The organism is Solilutibacter tolerans (assembly GCF_900155935.1).
GTDB lineage: Bacteria > Pseudomonadota > Gammaproteobacteria > Xanthomonadales > Xanthomonadaceae > Solilutibacter > Solilutibacter tolerans.
Window position 1 is genome coordinate 85,098 of sequence record NZ_FTLW01000003.1, and the last position, 18,045, is coordinate 103,142.

At 61.4% G+C, this 18,045-nt stretch carries 20 protein-coding genes; 6 read left to right on the top strand and 14 right to left on the bottom strand.

Translation table 11 applies throughout. The annotated features are described in order from the left end of the window. The 3 genes from prpC to BW989_RS06560 all read right to left on the bottom strand — a co-directional run bounded on the left by prpC (position 1) and on the right by BW989_RS06560 (position 2,776). Positions 1–1,152, bottom strand: a complete 1,152-nt coding sequence (gene prpC, locus BW989_RS06550; RefSeq protein WP_076587220.1) for a bifunctional 2-methylcitrate synthase/citrate synthase — start codon at positions 1,150–1,152, stop codon at positions 1–3. A 13-nt stretch (positions 1,153–1,165) separates the two neighbouring features. After that, complete coding sequence (prpB, locus tag BW989_RS06555) at positions 1,166–2,050, bottom strand: methylisocitrate lyase (RefSeq protein ID WP_076586638.1); 885 nt, start codon at positions 2,048–2,050, stop codon at positions 1,166–1,168. Positions 2,051–2,116: 66 nt separating this feature from the next. Next, entirely contained in the window at positions 2,117–2,776 is a 660-nt protein-coding gene (locus BW989_RS06560; protein ID WP_076586640.1) for an RluA family pseudouridine synthase, read from the bottom strand. Positions 2,777–2,981: 205 nt separating this feature from the next. Between BW989_RS06560 and BW989_RS06565 the strand changes: the two genes are divergently transcribed. After that, positions 2,982–4,280 carry a M14 family zinc carboxypeptidase gene (locus BW989_RS06565; protein WP_165688569.1) on the top strand — a complete coding sequence of 433 codons (1,299 nt, stop codon included), beginning with the start codon at positions 2,982–2,984 and terminating at the stop codon, positions 4,278–4,280. Between the two features lie 78 nt (positions 4,281–4,358). Here BW989_RS06565 and BW989_RS06570 read toward each other — a convergent pair whose 3' ends face one another. The 5 genes from BW989_RS06570 to BW989_RS06590 form a co-directional block, all read right to left on the bottom strand. Beyond that, the gene (locus BW989_RS06570) at positions 4,359–5,342 is read right to left on the bottom strand and encodes a malate dehydrogenase (RefSeq protein WP_076586644.1); all 984 of its coding nucleotides are present in this window, start codon (positions 5,340–5,342) and stop codon (positions 4,359–4,361) included. A 36-nt stretch (positions 5,343–5,378) separates the two neighbouring features. Further along, entirely contained in the window at positions 5,379–6,578 is a 1,200-nt protein-coding gene (locus BW989_RS06575; protein ID WP_076586646.1) for an aminotransferase class I/II-fold pyridoxal phosphate-dependent enzyme, read from the bottom strand. Positions 6,579–6,783: 205 nt separating this feature from the next. Then, on the bottom strand, positions 6,784–7,512 hold the full coding sequence (locus BW989_RS06580; RefSeq protein ID WP_076586648.1) for a cytochrome c biogenesis CcdA family protein: 729 nt from the start codon (positions 7,510–7,512) through the stop codon (positions 6,784–6,786). Then, positions 7,509–7,955 carry a thioredoxin family protein gene (locus tag BW989_RS06585; RefSeq protein ID WP_207551631.1) on the bottom strand — a complete coding sequence of 149 codons (447 nt, stop codon included), beginning with the start codon at positions 7,953–7,955 and terminating at the stop codon, positions 7,509–7,511. Before BW989_RS06585 ends, BW989_RS06580 begins: the two co-directional genes overlap by 4 nt. Positions 7,956–8,034: 79 nt before the next feature. Then, on the bottom strand, positions 8,035–8,580 hold the full coding sequence (locus BW989_RS06590) for a carboxymuconolactone decarboxylase family protein (protein ID WP_076586650.1): 546 nt from the start codon (positions 8,578–8,580) through the stop codon (positions 8,035–8,037). A gap of 96 nt (positions 8,581–8,676) precedes the next feature. Here BW989_RS06590 and BW989_RS06595 point away from each other — a divergent pair, with 96 nt between their 5' ends. Beyond that, entirely contained in the window at positions 8,677–9,507 is an 831-nt protein-coding gene (locus BW989_RS06595; protein WP_076586652.1) for an AraC family transcriptional regulator, read from the top strand. Between the two features lie 45 nt (positions 9,508–9,552). On the opposite strand, the gene BW989_RS06600 is transcribed toward BW989_RS06595, so the two are convergent. Together BW989_RS06600 and BW989_RS12405 are read right to left on the bottom strand one after the other, a co-directional pair. After that, a complete protein-coding gene (locus tag BW989_RS06600) occupies positions 9,553–10,047 on the bottom strand; it encodes a peptidylprolyl isomerase (RefSeq protein ID WP_076586654.1) in 495 nt (164 codons plus the stop codon). Between the two features lie 23 nt (positions 10,048–10,070). Then, a complete protein-coding gene (locus BW989_RS12405) occupies positions 10,071–10,298 on the bottom strand; it encodes a hypothetical protein (protein WP_129582856.1) in 228 nt (75 codons plus the stop codon). 88 nt (positions 10,299–10,386) lie between these two features. On the opposite strand from BW989_RS12405, the gene typA reads away from it, so the two are divergent. The 3 genes from typA to BW989_RS06615 all read left to right on the top strand — a co-directional run bounded on the left by typA (position 10,387) and on the right by BW989_RS06615 (position 14,391). After that, a complete protein-coding gene (typA, locus tag BW989_RS06605; protein ID WP_076586656.1) occupies positions 10,387–12,231 on the top strand; it encodes a translational GTPase TypA in 1,845 nt (614 codons plus the stop codon). Between the two features lie 38 nt (positions 12,232–12,269). Next, on the top strand, positions 12,270–12,761 hold the full coding sequence (locus BW989_RS06610) for a DUF2127 domain-containing protein (protein WP_076586658.1): 492 nt from the start codon (positions 12,270–12,272) through the stop codon (positions 12,759–12,761). 94 nt (positions 12,762–12,855) lie between these two features. Then, positions 12,856–14,391, top strand: coding sequence for an amidase (locus BW989_RS06615; protein ID WP_076587224.1), 1,536 nt, complete (start codon positions 12,856–12,858; stop codon positions 14,389–14,391). Positions 14,392–14,395: 4 nt separating this feature from the next. On the opposite strand, the gene BW989_RS06620 is transcribed toward BW989_RS06615, so the two are convergent. The 3 genes from BW989_RS06620 to rplQ all read right to left on the bottom strand — a co-directional run bounded on the left by BW989_RS06620 (position 14,396) and on the right by rplQ (position 16,840). After that, complete coding sequence (locus BW989_RS06620; RefSeq protein WP_076586660.1) at positions 14,396–15,790, bottom strand: class II 3-deoxy-7-phosphoheptulonate synthase; 1,395 nt, start codon at positions 15,788–15,790, stop codon at positions 14,396–14,398. Further along, the gene (locus tag BW989_RS06625) at positions 15,787–16,293 is read right to left on the bottom strand and encodes a disulfide bond formation protein B (RefSeq protein WP_076586662.1); all 507 of its coding nucleotides are present in this window, start codon (positions 16,291–16,293) and stop codon (positions 15,787–15,789) included. The genes BW989_RS06620 and BW989_RS06625 overlap by 4 nt, the downstream gene beginning before the upstream one ends. A 169-nt stretch (positions 16,294–16,462) precedes the next feature. After that, complete coding sequence (gene rplQ, locus BW989_RS06630; protein ID WP_076586664.1) at positions 16,463–16,840, bottom strand: 50S ribosomal protein L17; 378 nt, start codon at positions 16,838–16,840, stop codon at positions 16,463–16,465. A 14-nt stretch (positions 16,841–16,854) separates the two neighbouring features. On the opposite strand from rplQ, the gene BW989_RS12880 reads away from it, so the two are divergent. Beyond that, positions 16,855–16,986, top strand: a complete 132-nt coding sequence (locus BW989_RS12880; RefSeq protein ID WP_278245858.1) for a hypothetical protein — start codon at positions 16,855–16,857, stop codon at positions 16,984–16,986. 16 nt (positions 16,987–17,002) lie between these two features. Here BW989_RS12880 and BW989_RS06635 read toward each other — a convergent pair whose 3' ends face one another. Next, positions 17,003–18,001: a DNA-directed RNA polymerase subunit alpha gene (locus BW989_RS06635; protein ID WP_076586665.1), complete on the bottom strand. Its 999-nt coding sequence runs from the start codon at positions 17,999–18,001 to the stop codon at positions 17,003–17,005. Positions 18,002–18,045 lie beyond the last annotated feature (44 nt).

The window sequence follows — 18,045 nt, forward strand, 5'->3', positions numbered from 1 at the left end:
TTACCGAGTGGAAAGCTCCACGTAATCGCGGTCTTCCGGCCCGGTGTAGTTCGCACTCGGGCGGATGATCTTGCCGTCCTCGCGCTGCTCAATCACATGCGCCGACCAGCCGCTGGTGCGCGCGATCACGAATAGCGGCGTGAACATCGGGGTCGGGATGCCCATCATGTGATAGGCCGATGCGCTATACCAATCCAGGTTCGGGAACATCTTTTTGGTATCCATCATCAGGTTCTCGATGCGCTCGCTGACATCGAACATCGTCTGGTTGCCGCCGTCTTTGCACAGCGTGCGCGAGATCTCCTTGATGATCGGGTTGCGCGGATCGCCGATGGTGTAGACCGGGTGACCAAAGCCGATGATAATTTCCTTGCGCTCCATGCGCGCCTTGATGTCGGCTTCGGCCTCATCGGCGCTGCCGTAGCGGCTGATGATGTCCATCGCCACTTCGTTCGCGCCGCCATGCTTCGGACCACGCAGCGCGCCGATGGCACCGGTGATGCACGAATACATGTCGGAACCGGTACCTGCGATCACGCGCGCGGTGAAGGTCGAGGCATTGAACTCGTGCTCGGCGTAGAGAATGAGCGACTTGTCCAGTGCATCCGCGTGCATCGCGCTCGGCGGCTCGCCGTGCAACAGGTGCAGGAAGTGTGCAGCGACCGAATCATCATCGGTTTCGCAATCGATGCGGCGGCCGTTACGGGTGAAGTGCCACCAGTACAGCAGCATCGAGCCAAAGCTTGCGATCAGGCGATCCGCGATATCGCGCGCCTCGGCCGCCGGGTGACCTTCGCGCTCCGGCAGCACCGTGCCCAGCACCGAGCAGCCCGTACGCATCACGTCCATCGGATGGGCATTGGCCGGCACCAGCTCCAGTGCTTCCTGCACGATGGCAGGCAGGCCGCGCAGGCGCTTGAGCTTGGCCTTATAGGCTTTCAGCTGCGACACGGTTGGCAGGCTGCCGTGCACCAGCAAATAAGCGACTTCTTCAAACGTGGATTGGGTCGCCAAATCCTTGATGTCGTAACCGCGGTAGTGCAGGTCGTTGCCACTACGTCCGACGGTGCAAAGTTCTGTATTGCCGGCGGCGGTGCCGGACAGCGCGACGGATTTCTTCGGCTTCGGCAGGGTGCTGGTGTTTTCGCTCATCGTCATCTCCTCTTTATTTCTTGTCGGCGAACAGCGCATCAAGCTTGTCTTCGTAGGCGTGATAGCCCAGGAAGTCGTACAGCTCAGCGCGCGTCTGCAATTGGTCGATGGTGCTTTTCTGCGTGCCTTCGCGACGCACCGTTTCGTAGAAACCGAGCGCTGCCTTGTTCATCGCGCGATACGCGCCGCAGCAATACAGCGCGATGTCGACGTTCGCATCGCGCAGTTCGTCGGTAGTGAAGAACGGGGTGGAACCGAACTCGGTCAGGTTGGCGAGGATCGGCACACGCACCGCTGCCTTGAACTTGCGGTAGTCGTCCAGCGTCTTCATCGCCTCGGGGAAGATCATGTCCGCGCCGGCTTCGACATAGGCCACGGCGCGTTCGATCGCACTGTCGATGCCTTCGACGGCCGCGGCATCGGTACGCGCCATGATCACGAAATCACGATCAACTCGCCCATCGACCGCAGCCTTGACGCGATCCACCATCTCGTCCTTGCTCACCACTTCCTTGCCCGGGCGGTGGCCACAACGCTTCTGTCCGACCTGGTCTTCCATGTGCACGGCGGCTACGCCGATGCGCTCGAAATTGCGGATGGTACGACCGATGTTGAACGCGCCGCCCCAACCGGTATCGATATCGACCAGGAGCGGCATGCCAGTCGCATCCACAATCCGGCGCGCATCGGTCAGTACGTCTTCCATCGTCGAGATGCCGAGGTCCGGCATGCCGAGTGAGTTGGCGGCGACACCGCCACCAGACAGGTACAGCGCCTTGTAGCCTGTGCGCTTGGCCATGAGGCCGGCGTAGGCGGTGATGGCGCCCATCACCTGCAACGGAGATTCTTCGGTCAAGGCGGCGCGAAAGCGCGCGCCAGCGGAGGCGGGGGGCGTCATGCGGGCTCCGGGCAAAGATGGGATTTTAAGGCACTGGGCGATTTCGCGCTCTGGCCAAAGGGCCTGTCAGAACGGCGGCGGCGAGCTGAACTCGACGGGCTGACCCGTTGCCGGATGATTCAGGCCCAACCAAGCGGCGTGCAGGCAGACCCTGGCCGCCGGGGTGGCCCCGTAGAAGGTATCCCCCACGATCGGGTGGCCGGTCTCAGCCAGATGCACACGCAGCTGATGGCTGCGTCCAGTGACCGGCTCCAGCGCTAGCCGGGTTTGCGATGTCGCTTCGTCGCGCAACATCACCCGCCAAAGGGTTCGTGAAGGCTTGCCGATCTCGTGATCCACCTTCTGCCGCGGGCGATTAGGCCAGTCGGCGATCAAGGGCAGATCGATATCGCCCGACTCCCCATCGACAAAGCCTTCGACCAACGCTTCGTAACGCTTGTCAATGTTGCGTGCAGCGAAGGCTACGCTGAGCGCGCGATGCGTCGCGACATCACGCGCCATCAACATCAAACCGCTGGTGACTTGGTCAAGACGATGGACGATTAATGCCTCCGGGTATCGCAGTTGAACGCGCGAGGCAACGCTGTCGCGATTCTCCGGCAGACGACCGGGCACGGAAAGCATGCCTTCCGGCTTTTCGACGACCAGAAGCCAAGCATCCTCATGCAGCACCCGAACGGCGTCAGCGTTTGGTGGTGGCTTTACTTTTTCATCCAGCACATTCATTGCTCAATGATCGAGGTATCACGAAGCCCTGCCAAGTCACTCAGTCAAGAACGCAGTGTTTACACCTGCGCAGGCACACTACCCCCACCGCCCATGCAAAGATTCCCGCATGAAGCTGAATTCCCGAATCGTTTCTGCACTGCTGCTTGCCTCACTGCTGCTGTCGGGCTGCAATAGCATGCCGTTTGAATCTGACTCCCCAACCATGTCGAGACCGATGCAGATGAAGCCGACATCGCCATTGCCATCAGCACCGGCTTGGGCAGATGAGATAGCCGGCCTGTATGAAGGCCAGCTGCGTGTGAAAGGCTTGGATCCACGCACTTTCCCGCCCGAACTTTGGTGGGAAGTCGCTACGCCATTGCTTACCCAGGAACGTCGTTTCCACGTGCGCGAAATCGGACAAAGTGCCGAAGGCAGGCCATTGCGTCATGTCACATGGGGTAACGGACCGATACCTGTCTTGCTATGGTCGCAAATGCATGGCGATGAAAGCACGGCGACGATGGCGCTCGCGGATTTATTTCGCCTCCTTGGTGAGCATCCCGACCATCCGCTGGTGGCTCGCTTGCGCCAGAACACCACGCTGCACTTCTTCCCATTGGTGAATCCCGATGGCGCAGCACGTTTCCAGCGAACGAATGCACAGGGCATCGACATCAACCGTGATGCACGCGCGTTGGCATCACCCGAAGCACGCGCACTGAAATCACTGCATGATGAACTCGGTCCACGCTTCGGCTTCAACCTGCACGACCAACGCCCCGGATATCGTGCGGGAAATAGCGACCGGCAAGTGGCGATTTCACTCCTATCGCCGCCGTTCGATGAAAATCGCGCCATCAACGACGTGCGCAAGCGCGCGATGGAAGTTGCCGTGGCCATCCGCGCGATATTGGAGCCGCAGCTCGCTGGTCACATCGCACGCTGGGACGATACCTTCAGCCCGCGCGCATTCGGAGACCTGACCACACAATGGGGCACCAGCACGGTATTGATCGAAGCCGGCGGCATTGATGGCGATCCGCAGAAGCAACTACTGCGGCGTCATTACTTCATGGGGATGCTGGCTGCGCTGGATACCATCGCCTCAGGGAGTCACGCGGGCCTGGACATCGGTCACTACTTCGCACTTCCGCAGAACGGCGAAGTCTGGCCTGACTTACTGATTCGTGGCGGCACCGTCGTAGTAAACGGGCTACCTTCGCTACGCGCTGATGTTTTGATCGACTTCAAACATCCTTTGTCCGAAGAAGGCGGCAAGATCAAAGAAGTCGGCGATCTTTCCGGGATGCAGGCGCGTCGGAGCATCGATGCCACCAACATGTTCATCCAAGCGCTGCCCTGCCCTGTGCGCGGTGAAGAACACACGACCCAAACTGTGTCCATCACGCCCGGCAAGGCGGCTTGCCTGCAGATAAGTCGAGACCCCGAAGGCCATGACATCGTCTGGACACTGGTGCGCGACGTGAATCCAAGGCATCGACCCCCATCGGAACACTGACGCCCGGCGATACAGCATCCAGCAAGCAAAAGGGAAGCCGAAGCTTCCCTTTTGTTTCTTCAACTCAACATCAAACCATTAGAGCAAATGGGCAACACCCGCGCGCTCTTCTTCCAGCTCGGCCAACGTCTTGTCCATCGCAGCGCGGCTGAAATCATCAACCGGCAGATCCTTGATCACGGTGTATTCGCCGTTGGCGCAGGTCACCGGCACGCCGTAGATCACGCCTTCCGGCACACCGTAGCTGCCGTCAGACGGCACGCCCATCGTCACCCACTCGCCATCGGTGCCCAGCGCCCAGTCGCGCATGTGGTCGATGGCGGCGTTGGCCGCCGATGCCGCGGACGACAGGCCGCGTGCTTCGATGATCGCCGCGCCACGCTTGCCGACGGTCGGGATGAAAGTGTTGGCATTCCAGTCAGCGTCGTTGATCTTGTCCTTCAGCGATGCGCCATCGACGGTGGCGAAGCGATAGTCGGGATACATCGTCGGGCTGTGGTTGCCCCACACGACCAGCTTCTTGATGTCGGCGACCGGCACGTCGGCCTTGTTGGCCAGCTGCGACAGCGCGCGGTTGTGGTCCAGACGCAACATCGCGGTGAAGTTGCCGGGCTTGAGGTCCGGCGCCGACTTCATCGCAATGTAGGCATTGGTGTTGGCGGGGTTGCCGACCACCAGCACCTTCACGTCACGGCTGGCGACCTTGTTGAGCGCCTTGCCCTGCACGGTGAAGATCTCGGCGTTCTTGAGCAGCAGGTCCTTGCGCTCCATGCCCGGACCGCGCGGCATCGCGCCAACGAGCAGCGCGTAGTCCGCATCCTTGAAGGCGACTTCCGGATCGTCAGTGCCGACCATGCCGGCCAGCAGCGGGAACGCGCAATCTTCCAGCTCCATCATCACGCCCTTCAGCGCGGCCTGGGCTTTTTCCATCGGCAGCTCCAGCATCTGCAGGATCACCGGCTGGTCCTTGCCCAGCATCTCGCCCGAGGCGATGCGGAACAACAGGGCGTAGCCAATCTGGCCAGCAGCGCCGGTAACGGCGACACGAACGGGTTGCTTCATGGGGGTCTCCAATCTCAAGGGGTCAGCGAGCAGCGCTCACTGCATTTCGTTGAAAAATTCGCGGATGCGTTCCAGGCCAGGTGCCAACTGCGGCGTCGGGCAGGTGTAGCTGATGCGCAGGCTGCGCGGCTCGCCAAAGGCAGAGCCCGGCACGCAGGCCACACCCTTGCTATCCAGCAGCGCATTGCACAGATCGATGTCGTTGCCGATCACCTTGCCGTCGTGCGACTTGCCGTAATACGCGCTGACATCGGGGAACACGTAGAACGCGCCTTGCGGACGCGGGCAGACGAGGTTCGGGATGCTTTCCATCACCGCCATCACCTGGTCGCGCTTGGCCTGGAATTCGCGGCACTTTTCTTCCGGCACGTCCTGCGGGCCACTGAGCGCGGCAACCGAGGCGGCCACCACGATCTCGGGCAGGTTGGTGATGTGGTTGGAGTTCATCGTCGTCACGGCGTTGGCCACCACTTCGGGGCCCGCCATGAAGCCGACGCGCCAACCCGGCATGCCGTAGGTCTTGGACAGCGAATCCACGAAGATCACGCGATCACGCAGCTCCGGACGCGCCTGCACGAAGTTGTGGTAACCCACGCCATCAAACACCATGCGGTTGTAGATGTCGTCGGTGATGATCCACGTATCCGGGTGCTTGGCGATGACATCGGCCAGCGCGCTGATCTCGTCCTTGGTGTAGACCATGCCGGTCGGGTTGGACGGATTGTTGAACAGGAACACGCGCGGCTTCTTCGCCAGCGCAGCATCCAATTGCGCCGGGGTCAGCTTGTAATCCTGCTCTGGCGGGCACGGCAGCAGGTCGATCTTCGCGTTGACGATCTCCGCGATGTCCATGTAGCTGGTCCAGTACGGGATCGCAAAGGCGATCGCATCGCCTTCGTCCAACAGGGCCTCGGCCAGGTTGTACAGGATGTGCTTGGCACCGATGCCGGTCGAGCAATTGGCCCGCGTGTAACCGGTCAAACCGATGCCTTCCATGTGCTTGAGGAAGGCATCCAACAACGCATCCGCGCCGCGGTTGCTGCCGTACTGACCGCTGTCTTTGGCGAGCGCTTCACGCGCGGCCTCGTACACGTGGGAACCGGGCAAAAAGTTGGGGACGCCGATCGAGAAACTGATGATGTCGCGGCCTTCTGCCTTCAGTTTCTTGGCTTTGTCGGCGACCTGCATGATGGCGCTGGGCTTGGCGCGGCCGATGCGCTTGGCGAGCTGGGGCATGGGGAGGAATCTCCGGAATTGCCTGTCGGACAAGGGCCATGAAACCAGCCCCGTGAGCCCGAAATATTAACACAGCCCCCGATTCAGACTGACCGGATACCTCTGCAGAAACAGAGTATTTAAGACCCCCGCCTTGCCCTAGCCGCCTACTGGCAGCGCTGCGCCGGCGTTCATCCAGCACGCCAGCGCAGCGGTCATCGAACAACTAGAACAGCGTGGTCAGTCGCAGCCACGCCTCGGGCAGCCCATCATTCACGCGCGCCTCCAGCCACTTGTCACCACCGGTGAGGATCAGGGCTGCCATTGCAGCCAGCACCACGGCGAACACGCGCTTGAACATGCCGACATAGGGCATGAGTCGATGCTGGAACTTCGAGAAGCCGGTGCGCGACAAATACGCAGCGAAGGTCAGCGGTATCGCCGCGCCCACGCCGAATACACCCAGGATCAAGCCGCCGCGCGCCGCGCCACCCTCGCTCGCCACCATCGTCAATGCCGATGCCAGCAACGGCCCGGAACACGGGCTCCAAACCAGACCGAGCAGGGCACCCAGCCCAAAGGCGCCACGCAAAGAGCCCCCGTCCAGCCGGCCTGCCATCTGATTGGCAGACCCGGCGAGCGGCGACAACCAGCCGGACACACGCTGCTCAAGCGCCGGCCAGAACATCACCACGGCCCACGCCAAGAGCAGCCACGCACCCGCGTAACGCACCGCATCCACATCCAGACCTATCGAATCGCCAATGACGCCCAACGCGATGCCAGCGACGGTGAAGCTGGTGACCATGCCTGCGCCGATGGCCAATGGCGCCCAACGACCGGACTGCACACTGCCACCCAAGACCAAGGGCAGCAGCGGCAGTACGCAAGGCGAAAGCGTGGTCAGGCTGCCTGCAACCAGGCTTAGGCCCAGTTCTGCGGAACCCGCGATCATTTCATCATGTACGCGCTATCAAGCGCAGTGGTGATCGCCGCCGCCGAGGTCTCGCCCGCCATGCGACTGGTTTCCTTGGCCCCGCGGTACACAATCAAGGTGGATTGCCCGCGGACTTTCTTCATCTTGCGCAATTCCTTCTCTTTGTCGTAATTGACGAAGAACACCACGATGTCGCGTTGCGAACTTTTTTCCAGCGCTTTCAGCGTCTTCTCCTGCGCCCTGCAGGTCGGGCACCAGTCTGCGTGGAAAAGCAGGGCGGTCGCCGCGCCTTTGGCTTGCGCCTCGGCAACGGCTTTCTCCGAGTACGGCTTGATCGTCAGTGCCGATGTAAGGCCCGAGAACGCGAAACCGACCAACAAGACGGCGACAGACAGCATGCGCGTCAGGTGTGTGGCACGGCGATTCGCGCGAAGACCAGCGAAATGGGAGGATGAGGTCATGGATGGCTCCTTTGGATGCTGCGGTGTGGATATGGTCGATGTGGCACGGCCCGACCACCGTGCACACATCGCAGGGGAATCAAAGCGTGACTGCCGGGAAATCGATGTCGGTCTTGGCCACGTGATTGGCGTAATTGGTCAGCGTGTTGAGCGCGACGTGTGCGATGACTTCCAGCACCGCGCCATCATCAAAACCGGCTTGTTTGAAAGCAGCCAATTCTTCGTCTTCGACCACGCCGCGATGACTCGCAACCAAGTGGGCAAAGGCAGCCAAGGCAGCATCGGCCGGCACCGAGCCGGTGCCACGACGAGCAGCTTCGATCGCAGCTTCGCTTAGGCCGGCGCCCTTCCCGATCAGCGTGTGCGCCGACAGGCAGTACGCGCAGCGATTCACCTGACCTACAGCCAAGGCGACGATTTCACGTTGCGCTGCGGTCAGGCTGCCTTTGCCCAAGGTGGCCGACAGGCCCAGATAGCCATCCAGCGCAGCAGGCGATTGGGCCAACGTCTTGAACAGATTCGGCACCATGCCGATTTCGGCCTTGACCGCATCCAGAGTGGCGCGGACGTCGGGCTGTGCGGTGGCAACATCAATCGGGGAAATACGAGGGGAGTTGGAAGACATGGATCAGCGCCTATGGGCTTGGGAGGAGCCGTCATATTGGCGACGAATAAAGTACGATTAGCATCGTCCAGTATCTAATCCAATACATTTAGTCCAGTGTCCCAAGATCGCTTTTCAACCCTGCTTGGCCGCTACCCGTTGCGGGCCCGCGTTTTCTATAGCGGGGCGCTCTGCGGTACATCGCTGTTTGACGACAGCGACGGTGTCGGGCATCTGCACGTCGTACGCAACGGCGTGATGCGTACGCGCGAAAGCAATGGCGACACGCAAACCCATGTCGGGCCATGCCTCATCTATTACTCGCGCCCTACCCAGCATTGGATCGAGTCCGATGCCGCCGACCTTGTCTGCGCGTCCATCGGTTTTGGTGCGAGTCAAGGCAACCCACTCACCCGCGGATTACCAGATGTACTGACCATCCCGCTGGATTCGATGTCGTCGCTCTCACCTACCGTGGAGTTGCTGTTTGATGAAGCCTTCGACCAACGCATCGGCCGCCAGGCTGCACTCGATCGCCTGAGCGAAATCGTCATCCTGCAATTGCTCCGCCACGCAATGGAAGCCTCGCTTATCGATCAAGGCGTGCTGGCAGGCTTAGGCGATGCGAAATTGTCCAAGGCGTTGGATGCCATCCACCAGCAACCCGGCGAGGCATGGTCACTGCAAACTTTGGCAGATGTCAGCGGGATGTCGCGTTCGCGTTTTTCCTCGAAGTTCCTAGAGGTAGTGGGCGTTACGCCAGGCGAATATTTGGCTGAGTGGCGGCTGGGCATTGCCAAGACGCTGCTGCTGAAAGGCCGGCCAGTAAAACAGGTCGCACATCAGGTGGGCTACGCCGACGCCTCAGCATTGGCGCGGGCCTTCGCGGCACGCCACGACGGAATGTCGCCGACCAAATGGTTGAAGGGCCAGGCATTGTCTGCCTGACCCTTCGTTCATCACATCGAGTTGAATTGAATCTGCTGGCTTGAATCAGGCCGACAAGATCTTGTTCCACTCCTCGACGCGATCGGCCTTCGCGGCCAATGCCGCATCGACATCACCTTCAATGCGGATCGACTTGATGCCGTCACCTTGTTGCACCTTGTCCACCACGTCCAAACCTTCCAGCACCTTGCCGAACACGGTGTGCTTGCCATCCAGCCAATCGGTCTTAATGTGGGTGATGAAGAACTGGCTGCCGTTCGTGTTGGGGCCCGCATTCGCCATCGAGATCACACCTCGGTCATGACGCACGCCGTTGTTGGTCTCGTCCTCGAACTTGTAGCCCGGGCCACCCGTGCCACGGCCCTGCGGGCAACCGCCCTGGATCATGAAGTCGTCGATGACGCGGTGGAAGTTGAGGCCATCGTAGAAACCGCGCTTGGCGAGGTTGACGAAGTTGGCAACGGTCAGCGGTGCCTTGTCGGCATACAGCTCCAGTTTGATCGGGCCGCGGTCGGTGTCGATGGTAGCGATGAGGGACATGAAAACTCCTTTGAGAAAATGGGTCAGCCAGTGCGCTGGGCGCGAAGCTGGCGGAGAAACATCAATATCGCAGCCAATGTGGCGACGCCCCCGATCACGATCAAGGGCCAGCCCAAGGCGGCGGGAATGCCGACATCGGCGGCCTGCTCCGGCGCGAACACCGAAAATGCGCCAAGCATTAGGGCCGCAGTCCCCAATAAATCAAGAATTAACCAGTTCCATTTTCGCGGCGCGGATACAGTCGTGTTCATTCCAGCACTCCGGGTGGTCTAGACCGCTATAATAACGCCCCTCCCTCCACTACCTCCTGCGCCCAGTCACGCCGGGCGCGACGTACGCATGTCCATCCAGAACCTTCGCAACATCGCCATCGTCGCCCACGTCGACCATGGCAAGACCACCCTCGTCGACCAACTGCTCAAGCAATCCGACACCTTCGACGAGCGCACGGTGCTGGCTGACCGCGTCATGGACAGCGGCGACATCGAAAAAGAACGCGGCATCACCATTCTGTCGAAGAACACCGCGATCAAGTGGAAGTCGCCCGATGGCGAGGAATACCGCATCAACATCGTCGATACCCCGGGCCACGCCGACTTCGGCGGCGAGGTGGAGCGTGTGCTGTCGATGGTGGACTCGGTGCTGATCCTGGTCGATGCGATGGACGGCCCGATGCCGCAGACCCGCTTCGTGACGCAAAAAGCCTTCGCGATGGGCTTCAAGCCGATCGTCGTCGTCAACAAGGTGGACCGCCCCGGTGCGCGTCCGTCGTGGGTGCTGGACCAGACCTTCGACCTGTTCGATCGCCTCGGCGCAACCGACGAGCAACTCGATTTCCCGGTCGTCTATGCGTCCGGCTTGAATGGCTATGCCGGCATGGATGAATCCGTGCGCGAAGGCGACATGACGCCGCTGTTCCAAGCCATCATCAATCACGTGCCCGTCCCGCCGGTCAGCGAGGAGGGTCCGTTCCAGATGCGCGTGACCAGCCTTGACTACAACAACTACGTCGGCGTGATCGGCGTCGGCCGCATCCAGCGCGGCAAGGTCAAGACCAACCAGCAGGTCACCGTGATCGGCACCGATGGCAAGACCCGCAACGGCAAGGTGCTGCAGGTGCTGGGCTTCATGGGCCTGGACCGCGTCGAAGTACCGGTGGCGCAGGCGGGCGACATCATCGCGTTCTCGGGCATCGAAGGACTCGGCATCAGCGAAACCTTGTGCGACCCGTCCACACTGGAACAGTTGGAGGTGTTGTCGGTCGACGAGCCGACTATCTCGATGACCTTCCAGGTCAACGACTCGCCCTTCGCCGGCGTGAAGGATCGCAGCGGCGGCAAGTTCCTCACCAGCCGTCAGTTGCGTGACCGCCTGACCCGCGAAACCGCGCACAACGTCGCACTGAAGGTCGAGGACACGGCCGATGCCGACAAGTTCAAGGTCAGCGGCCGCGGCGAGCTGCATCTGTCGATCCTGATCGAAACGATGCGCCGCGAAGGCTATGAACTCGCCGTGTCGCGTCCGGAAGTGATCATGCGCGAGATGGACGGCGTGATGCAGGAGCCGTACGAGCAGCTCGTCGTCGATCTGGAAGAACAATTCCAGGGCGGCGTGATGGGGCGCCTGGGCGAGCGCAAGGCGCTCTTGCAGAACATGGAACCCGACGGCAAGGGCCGCGTGCGCATGGAATTCATCATCCCGGCGCGTGGCTTGATCGGCTTCCAGACCGAGTTCCGCACCCTCACGGCCGGTACCGGTCTTCTGTTCCACGTCTTCGACCACTACGGCCCGAAGGCCGATGGTGCGATCGGCCAGCGCCAGAACGGCGTGCTGATCTCCAACGGCACCGGCCCGTCGCCAGCCTACGCGCAGATCGCGATGCAGGAACGTGGCCGTCTCTTCATCGAGCCGGGTGAGGAAATTTACGAAGGCCAGATCGTCGGCATCAACGCCAAGGACAACGACCTCACCGTCAATGCCCTGCGCGGCAAGCAGCTGACCAACTTCCGCGCCTCCGGCACCGACAAGGACGAAGGCCTGATCCCCGCCATCAAATTCTCGCTGGAGCAGGCGCTGGAATTCATCGACGACGATGAGTTGGTCGAAGTCACGCCCAAGCAAATCCGCCTGCGCAAGAAGTTCCGCACCGAAAACGACCGCAAGCGCGCCAGCCGCGGCGGCTAAGGCTTGATTGGCGCTCTCAGCGGCGCCATCTCGTCGGCATGACCACGGACGACGACAAGAAAGCCCCTTACAACCCGGATCCACATGCGCATCCGGGCTTGCATGTCATCGCCATGGTCGAGATGGCGAAAGGCGCACTCGCGCTCATCGCCGCCAGCGGTCTGGAGATCATGGGCCCTGCCCCGCTGCAGCGCGCCTTGCATGCGCTCATCCAGCACTTCCAGCTGGATCCGTCTTCCGGCATCACCGCGTGGTTGGCAGGCGTATTGAACCCCACCGGCATCCATATCGCTGCAGCGATCGCGGCGGCTTACGGCCTGCTGCATCTCATCGAGGGCTGGGGTCTGTGGCGTGCAAAAGCCTGGGCCTCATGGCTGGGCTGCTTGTCTGCCGCAGCATATCTACCCTTCGACATCACCGCCTTCCTGCATCATCGGCATTGGCTTGAGGCGGTGGCCGTGGCGATCAACCTGCTGGTGGTATGGGTGCTGGCGCGCGACTTGTTCAAGCGACGACATAGCCAAGGTTGATTTGCCTCGCGTCGTGATTGCGGCGATGCTGCGGTTTCACCTGCCTGGGATGTCCGCCATGCGTCGTTTCGCCTTCGCCGCGCTTGCCCTGTTGATGTTGCCGCCTGCCCTTGCGCAAACACCGCATCCGGACCTCGCCGAAGCCGACATCACCACCCTGCAGCAACAGTTGCGCCGTGGAAGTACCAGCAGCGTTGCACTGACGCAAGGCTATCTCGACCGCATCGCCGCCATCGACGATGCCGGCCCGCGACTCGACGCCGTCATCGAACTCAATCCCGATGCCTTGGCTGATGCCAAAAAGCTGGATGAAGAGCGCAAGACCGGAAAGTTGCGCGGCCCGTTGCACGGCATCCCTGTGCTATTGAAAGACAATATCGACGCCTTGCCGATGGTCAATTCCGCGGGCTCGCTCGCCCTCGCCTCGCATCGCCCCAAGACCGATGCATTTCTCGTGCAACGGTTGCGCGATGCGGGCGCCGTGATTTTGGGCAAGACCAACCTGAGCGAATGGGCCAACTTCCGCTCGACGCGCTCAAGCTCCGGCTGGAGTTCGCGCGGCGGACAGACGCGCAATCCGTATGCGCTCGATCGCTCACCTTGCGGTTCCAGCGCAGGTACCGGCAGCGCGATTGCGGCGGGGCTGGCCGTCGTCGGCATCGGCACCGAAACCGATGGCAGCATCATCTGCCCCTCTGCGGTCGCGGGGTTGGTGGGTCTGAAACCCACGGTAGGATTGGTGAGTCGAAGCGGCATCATTCCGATCTCCGCCTCTCAAGACACCGCAGGTCCGATGACGCGCAGCGTGCGTGACGCAGCCATTCTGCTTTCGGCCATCAGTGCGCGCGACGCCGACGACCAGGCCGACGCCCTGCCCGGCCGCCCCACGACATCACCCGACTACATCAAGGCACTGCGTCACGGTGCGCTCAAAGGCGCGCGTGTCGGCGTGCTGCGTGATGCCGAAGGCAAACAGCCTGCGGTCGATACGGCCTACACGCGTGCGCTCGCTGCACTCAAGGCCCAAGGCGCGACCTTGGTGAATGTCGACATCGCCACGGCTGGCCAGTGGGACGCCGATGAATATTCGGTCCTGCTCTACGAGTTCAAGGACGGCTTGAACCGCTATCTCGCTGCCAGCGATGCACCGGTGTCGTCGCTGGCCGGATTGATCGACTGGAACCTGGCGAATGCCTACGAGGCGATGCCATGGTTTGGGCAGGAGATCTTCGAAGCCGCCCAAGCCAAAGGCCCGTTGACGGAGCGCGAGTATCTGGAGGCGAAGAAAAAGATTCGCCGGCTGGCAGGTGCCGACGGCATCGATGCGGTGCTCAAGAAGCACAAACTGGATGCACTGGTCGCACCCGCGATGTCACCTGCCTGGTTGATCGACCCGATCAATGGTGATCACTTCACGTTTGCAGGTTATGGCACGGCCGCCGTCGCAGGCACGCCCAGCCTCACCGTGCCAATGGGTGACGCACAAGGCTTGCCACTCGGCATCGTGTTCATGGGCCCCGCGTGGAGCGAGGCGCGTTTACTCGGCTTCGGTTACGCCTTCGAGCAGGCGACCAAGGCGCGCAAGCCTCCGCCATTTGCACCGACAGTGACGCCAACCAACGCGCGGTGATCTTTCAACGCGCGCTGGGTTGGCCTAGCTGCTGATATTTGCGACCAATCAGCATCGCGGTTTCCAGCGCTTGCTCATAGTTGAGTCGCGGATCGACCGTGGAGTGATACGCCCGCTCCAGATCGACATCGGTGAGATCGCGCGCGCCGCCCGTACACTCGGTGACATCTTCACCGGTCAGCTCCAAATGGATGCCGCCCAGGCGCGTACCCGCAGCTGCGTGCAGATCGAACGCATCTTCAATCTCGCCGCGGATATTGCCGAAACGCCGCGTTTTGTATCCGTTGCTACTGTTCTCGGTATTCCCATGCATCGGATCGCAGATCCACAACACGCGCGCACCTTCGCGCTTCACCGCCTCCAGCAGCGGCGGCAATTTCTCCGCGATGGATTGTGCGCCCATGCGATGTATCAAGGTCAGTCGGCCCGCTTCATTGTCCGGGTTCAATACCTCAAGCAAGCGAAGCAGATGATCCACCGACATCGTCGGCCCCACTTTCACTGCAATCGGATTGCGGATACCGCGGAAGTATTCGACGTGCGCTCCGTCCAACGCAGCGGTGCGCATGCCGATCCACGGGAAATGCGTACCCAGATTGAACCAGCCCCATTGCCTCGGCACCTGCCGCGTCAGCGCCTGCTCGTAAGGCAACAGGAGCGCTTCGTGCGAAGTAAAGAAATCGACTCGGTCCAGGTTGTGCGCGGGTTCACCCGATAGCGTCTCCATGAAACGCATCGCATCGGCTATACCGCCCACGATGCGATGATATTCATCTGCCAGCGGCGAATGCGTCACCCAAGACAGATCCCAGTTTTCGGGATGATGCAAATCGGCAAAGCCGCCATCGATGAGCGAACGAACGAAGTTGATCGTCAGACCCGAGCGCGAATGCGCACTGATCATTCGCTCCGGATCGGGAATGCGCGCTTCCGAATTAAACTCCGGCCCGTTGACGATGTCACCGCGATAGCTCGGCAACTCGATCCCGCCGCGCACCTCCATGTCGGACGAACGCGGCTTGGCATATTGCCCGGCAAAACGGCCTACCCGCACCACCGGCATACGCAGCGCATGGACGAGCACCAAGCTCATCTGCAATAACACCTTGAGACGATTGGTGATGATGTCGGGGCGGCAATAGGCGAAGTTCTCGCAGCAATCACCGCCCTGGAGCAAAAAGCGCTTACCTTCGGCGGCCTCGGCCAGTTGCTGACGCAACGAGAGGATTTCCCACGACGTCACCAACGGCGGCAACGAATGCAGTTCATCCAGCGTGCGAGAAAGCGCATCCGCATCCGGATAAACCGGCTGCTGCGCTGCATTGAACGCGCGCCACGAATCGGGCTGCCAGTTCTGCGGCAACTTCACCACCTGCGGTGTTGGTTGTGGACGGCTCATCGCACGCGCTCCTTGCCAAAAGCAGTCCAGAGGGCCCAGGCCCCCAGCAAAACGAACAGCGCCAGCGCCCAAACGGGGATGCTGATACCCAGGAAGTATTCGACATCACTGCAATCGCCACTGGCGGTCAGCACCTTGCGGATCGCACCGGACCAGCCATTCACCGCAGCCAGGAATTCAAGCCCGCCGCCGCAGGTGGAGACTTCGGGCGGAAATACCTGCACCCACACATGACGACCCGCGATGCCAACGCCCACCAGCGCCGCGATGCCAGCTAAGGCGCCGTACACCCTGCGGGCACCGATTGAACGCGGTGAGTGCAGGCCGCCAATCAAGAACACCACGCCCAGTACCGCGAAAGCCACGCGCTGCAGGATGCAGAACGAGCACGGCATCAAGCCGCGCGCTTCCTGTAGATACACCGCAAAGCCGATCACGCCAAATGAGGCCAGGAAGCCCAGCAAGTAACGCGTACGGAAAGACCAATTAGAGGGGGATGTCATCGGCATTCAAACAACGAAACGATCATGCAGTGCAACATAACAGATGGCGCGTGGTCCGGCATGCGCTTTGCATGGCGATAACGCATCCTGTCATGTCGCACTGGGTTAAACGAAAAACCCCGGCATCGCCGGGGTTTCATGCTTCGAGCATTCAGTGAATGCGATCGAATTATTCGGCGCTCGGCGCACCCGGGCGATCCATCAGCTCGACATATGCCATCGGTGCGTTGTCGCCGGCACGGAAGCCGCACTTGAGGATGCGCAGGTAGCCACCCGGACGGCTGACGTAACGCGGACCCAGTACGGTGAACAAGGTGCCGACGGCTTCCTTGTCGCGCAGACGGGCGAAGGCCAGGCGGCGATTGGCGACCGAGTCGACCTTGGCCAGGGTGATCAGCGGCTCGGCGATGCGGCGCAGTTCCTTGGCTTTCGGCAGGGTGGTCTTGATGAGCTCGTGCTTGATGAGCGACGAGGTCATGTTCTTGAACATGGCTTCGTGGTGCGAGCTGGTGCGGCTGAACTTGCGGCCTGCATTGCGATGACGCATGGCGATGATTCCTGTTGAATGATGTGACTGTGGATTTCGATGTCGCCATCCTGGCGTTCACGCTGTGGACTGCGGGTGGTCCGTTGTCATCCGTCCTGGACGACAGCGCCGCGGGCCTTAGGCCCGTCGGCGCGATGTGTAGCTAGCGATGCGCGACCTGAATCAGCCGAGCATGCCGTGTTGCGAAACACCGGTCGGCGGCCAGTTTTCCAGCTTCATGCCGAGCGAAAGGCCGCGCTGGGCGAGGACTTCCTTGATCTCGGTGAGCGACTTCTTGCCGAGGTTCGGGGTCTTCAGCAGCTCGACTTCGGTCTTCTGGATCAGATCACCGATGTAGTAGATGCTCTCGGCCTTCAGGCAGTTGGCCGAACGCACCGTCAGCTCGAGGTCGTCGATCGGACGCAACAGCGTCGGATCCACACCGCTCACCTGCTGCTTGGCGGCGCCGCGCTCACGCTGGGTGAAGTCACCGAACACCGACAGCTGATCGGTGAGGATGTCGGCGGCGGTGCGCACGGCTTCCTCGGCATCGATCGTGCCATTGGTTTCGATGTCCAACACCAGCTTGTCGAGGTCGGTGCGCTGCTCGACGCGAGCGGCTTCGACCGCATACGCCACGCGGCGAACCGGCGAGAACGAGGCATCCAGCATCAGGCGACCGATGGTGCGGGTCTCTTCGTCCGGACGACGACGAGCCGCTGCCGGCTGGTAGCCGAAGCCACGCTCGATCTTCAACTGCATGTCGATCGATGCGTCCTTGGTCAGGTTGCAGATCACGTGATCCAGATTGAGGATCTCGACGTTGTGGTCGACCTTGATGTCCGCAGCGGTGACGACACCCGGGCCCTGCTTCGACAGGGACAAGGTGGCGCTTTCGCCGCTGGCCATGCGAATGGCCACGTCCTTCAGGTTCAACAGGACTTCAAGCACGTCCTCCTGCAGGCCGTCGATGGTGCTGTACTCGTGCAACACGCCGTCGATGCTGACTTCGGTGATCGCGAAGCCGGGGATCGACGACAGCAGCACGCGGCGCAGCGCGTTGCCGAGGGTGTGGCCATAACCGCGTTCCAGCGGCTCGATCACGACCTTGGCACGGTTTGCGGTGATCTGTTCGATCTGCGGACCGCGCGGACGCAGTACTTGGTTGGCGGTAACCGTCATTTAGGGCGTCTCCTGAGACATCCGGTTCATGACGCCGGATGTCT

What these genes read in the sequence shown, in the direction of transcription:
- prpC (WP_076587220.1), bottom strand. Translation starts at nt 1,152, where the DNA reads ATGAGCGAAAACACCAGCACCCTGCCGAAGCCGAAGAAATCCGTCGCG.
- prpB (WP_076586638.1), bottom strand. Translation starts at nt 2,050, where the DNA reads ATGACGCCCCCCGCCTCCGCTGGCGCGCGCTTTCGCGCCGCCTTGACC.
- BW989_RS06560 (WP_076586640.1), bottom strand. Translation starts at nt 2,776, where the DNA reads ATGAATGTGCTGGATGAAAAAGTAAAGCCACCACCAAACGCTGACGCC.
- BW989_RS06565 (WP_165688569.1), top strand. Translation starts at nt 2,982, where the DNA reads ATGTCGAGACCGATGCAGATGAAGCCGACATCGCCATTGCCATCAGCA.
- BW989_RS06570 (WP_076586644.1), bottom strand. Translation starts at nt 5,342, where the DNA reads ATGAAGCAACCCGTTCGTGTCGCCGTTACCGGCGCTGCTGGCCAGATT.
- BW989_RS06575 (WP_076586646.1), bottom strand. Translation starts at nt 6,578, where the DNA reads ATGCCCCAGCTCGCCAAGCGCATCGGCCGCGCCAAGCCCAGCGCCATC.
- BW989_RS06580 (WP_076586648.1), bottom strand. Translation starts at nt 7,512, where the DNA reads ATGATCGCGGGTTCCGCAGAACTGGGCCTAAGCCTGGTTGCAGGCAGC.
- BW989_RS06585 (WP_207551631.1), bottom strand. Translation starts at nt 7,955, where the DNA reads ATGACCTCATCCTCCCATTTCGCTGGTCTTCGCGCGAATCGCCGTGCC.
- BW989_RS06590 (WP_076586650.1), bottom strand. Translation starts at nt 8,580, where the DNA reads ATGTCTTCCAACTCCCCTCGTATTTCCCCGATTGATGTTGCCACCGCA.
- BW989_RS06600 (WP_076586654.1), bottom strand. Translation starts at nt 10,047, where the DNA reads ATGTCCCTCATCGCTACCATCGACACCGACCGCGGCCCGATCAAACTG.
- BW989_RS12405 (WP_129582856.1), bottom strand. Translation starts at nt 10,298, where the DNA reads ATGAACACGACTGTATCCGCGCCGCGAAAATGGAACTGGTTAATTCTT.
- typA (WP_076586656.1), top strand. Translation starts at nt 10,387, where the DNA reads ATGTCCATCCAGAACCTTCGCAACATCGCCATCGTCGCCCACGTCGAC.
- BW989_RS06610 (WP_076586658.1), top strand. Translation starts at nt 12,270, where the DNA reads ATGACCACGGACGACGACAAGAAAGCCCCTTACAACCCGGATCCACAT.
- BW989_RS06615 (WP_076587224.1), top strand. Translation starts at nt 12,856, where the DNA reads ATGTTGCCGCCTGCCCTTGCGCAAACACCGCATCCGGACCTCGCCGAA.
- BW989_RS06620 (WP_076586660.1), bottom strand. Translation starts at nt 15,790, where the DNA reads ATGAGCCGTCCACAACCAACACCGCAGGTGGTGAAGTTGCCGCAGAAC.
- BW989_RS06625 (WP_076586662.1), bottom strand. Translation starts at nt 16,293, where the DNA reads ATGACATCCCCCTCTAATTGGTCTTTCCGTACGCGTTACTTGCTGGGC.
- rplQ (WP_076586664.1), bottom strand. Translation starts at nt 16,840, where the DNA reads ATGCGTCATCGCAATGCAGGCCGCAAGTTCAGCCGCACCAGCTCGCAC.
- BW989_RS06635 (WP_076586665.1), bottom strand. Translation starts at nt 18,001, where the DNA reads ATGACGGTTACCGCCAACCAAGTACTGCGTCCGCGCGGTCCGCAGATC.